A 2,236-nucleotide genomic window follows, 5' to 3' on the forward strand; every position below is an offset into this window, starting at 1 on the left:
ACCCTTGCCCTTGGCTAATGGTTCCCACTGCCAAGCCCATAGCGGACTTTCACCGCCAAGCTATCGCCCATGCCGGGCGCACACGCAAAAATAGCCGGACACTATCCGGCTATTTTTAACTATATTAAAAATCGAAGAAGCCCCGCCTTGCCGTTTCACGAAATACATATTGCAGCCCGCTCTCCGCAGGTTGGGTGTTCGCCTACCGGTTTTACAAGTCCCTAATCCAGAGGGCTTTTGTGCCACCGGCTAGAGTAGATCACCCTATGTAATAGTGTTGGCTCAAATATACACTACGTTCCACTAACAAGGCAGAGCCTAATATCTAACCTTCTGACTCAATTCTACCCACGGATTCGTAGATGTGTCAACAAGAAACTTGGGCTAACTTAATTTAATATGAAGCTCACGCAATTGCTGCTCAGTTACCGTATCCGGGGCGCCCGACATCAGGCACGATCCGGTCTGGGTTTTTGGAAACGCGATGACTTCGCGGATCGTTTTCTTCTGCAGTAGAATCGCTACCAGCCTATCCAGCCCGAAAGCAAGGCCGCCATGCGGCGGTGCGCCGTATTCAAACGCCTCCAGCAAGAAGCCAAACTTTTCGCGGGCCTCCTCGACGTTTAATCCAATCAGCTCGAATATCTTCTCCTGCAACCCCTGATCGTAAATCCTGAGGCTGCCGCCGCCGACCTCCGTACCGTTGATAATCAGGTCGTATGCATACGACCTGACTTTAAGCGGCTCCGTATCGAGCAATGGGATATCTTCAACCCTCGGCATGGTAAACGGATGATGGTTTGGATCCAGCCTGTTTTCGTCTTCGTCCCATCCGAACAGTGGAAAATCGACAAGCCAGAGAAAATTAAAGACATCCGGCTGGATAAGGCCGATCTGATCGGCGAGTTTAATCCTGAGCGAGCCGAGTATCGAAGAGGCCTTAACCGGTTTATCCGCAACAAACAGCAGTAAATCCCCCGGATTTGCCTTTAAACGCTTGATGATTGCCTCGATCTGGTCTTCTCTAAAGAATTTGGCAATGGGCGAGCGCACGTTGCCCTCGGGTTCCAGCGCGATCCAGGCAAGACCTTTTGCGCCGTTGGACGCCGCGAACTCGGTCAGCTCATCGATCCGGCTTCTGGAAAACGTGCCGCATCCGGGGGCCGCTATGCCGCGGACCGCCCCGCCGTTCTTAACGGTATTCGCAAAGACCTTAAAATCGGCCTTCTCAACGATATCGCTGATATCTTCGATTTCCATACCGTACCGCAAGTCGGGTTTGTCGCAGCCGTATCTGTGAATGGCCTCGTCGTATGTCATGCGCTGTATCGGCGTTGGGATTTTTACATCTGCGATCTCAAAGACGTCGCGAACCATGCCCTCGACAAGCTCCAGTATGCCTTCTTCGGTCATGAAGGACATCTCCATGTCGATCTGCGTGTGTTCGAGCTGCCTGTCGGCCCGTAAGTCCTCGTCTCTGAAGGCGCGGGCAAGCTGGTAGTATCGCTCGAAACCTGCCACCATCAAGACCTGTTTGAAGAGCTGAGGCGATTGCGGCAGCGCATAGAAATGATGCGGCTGCAACCTGCTGGGGACGAGAAAGTCCCTTGCCCCTTCCGGCGTGCTCTTGGTGAGCATGGGCGTTTCGATTTCGATAAAACCGTTATTGTTTAAGTAATCGCGGACACGCGTTACAACCTTGTGCCTTGTCATAAGGTTGTGCTGCATATCAGCACGGCGAAGGTCTAAGTAGCGATATTTAAGCCTCAAGACCTCATCGACCGATGTGCCATCGATCTCGAACGGCGGCGTCTTAGACTTATTGAGGATCTTGATATTGTAAGCCTCTACTTCTACCTCGCCGGTTGGGAGGTTGGGGTTTATCGTTCCCGCCGGACGTTCTTTAACGCGGCCCGTTATATACAAGACATATTCGCTACGTATCGTATGAGCGGTCTCAAACGCCGCGTGTTGCGTAGGGTCGACGACAACCTGAACGATACCGCTCCTGTCTCTCAAATCAAGGAACACAAGGCCGCCGTGGTCACGTCGTGTGTGCACCCATCCGGTAAGGATGACCTCATCGCCAAGGTTATTTTTTGTTACTGTTCCGCATGTGTTGGTCCGCATAGCGAACCGTGCCAATTCGTCCATTCAAATCGCTCCAGTATTATATAATATATGCTCCAGATGTCATTCCGAAGCGTTGTGAAGAATCTAAAGACCACTCACAGAC

1 protein-coding gene and 1 other RNA gene are annotated in these 2,236 nt (G+C 51.9%); both read right to left on the reverse strand.

Features of this window, described 5'->3' with window-relative positions; all coding sequences use genetic code 11:
* Positions 1-135 precede the first annotated feature (135 nt).
* Positions 136-321, reverse strand: a non-coding RNA gene (gene ssrS / locus COY37_RS07170) — 6S RNA.
* A gap of 63 nt (positions 322-384) precedes the next feature.
* On the reverse strand, positions 385-2,154 hold the full coding sequence (gene aspS / locus COY37_RS07175) for an aspartate--tRNA ligase (protein ID WP_286977010.1): 1,770 nt from the start codon (positions 2,152-2,154) through the stop codon (positions 385-387).
* Positions 2,155-2,236 lie beyond the last annotated feature (82 nt).

This window comes from Candidatus Aquicultor secundus (assembly GCF_002791875.1).
Classification (GTDB): domain Bacteria; phylum Actinomycetota; class Aquicultoria; order Aquicultorales; family Aquicultoraceae; genus Aquicultor_A; species Aquicultor_A secundus.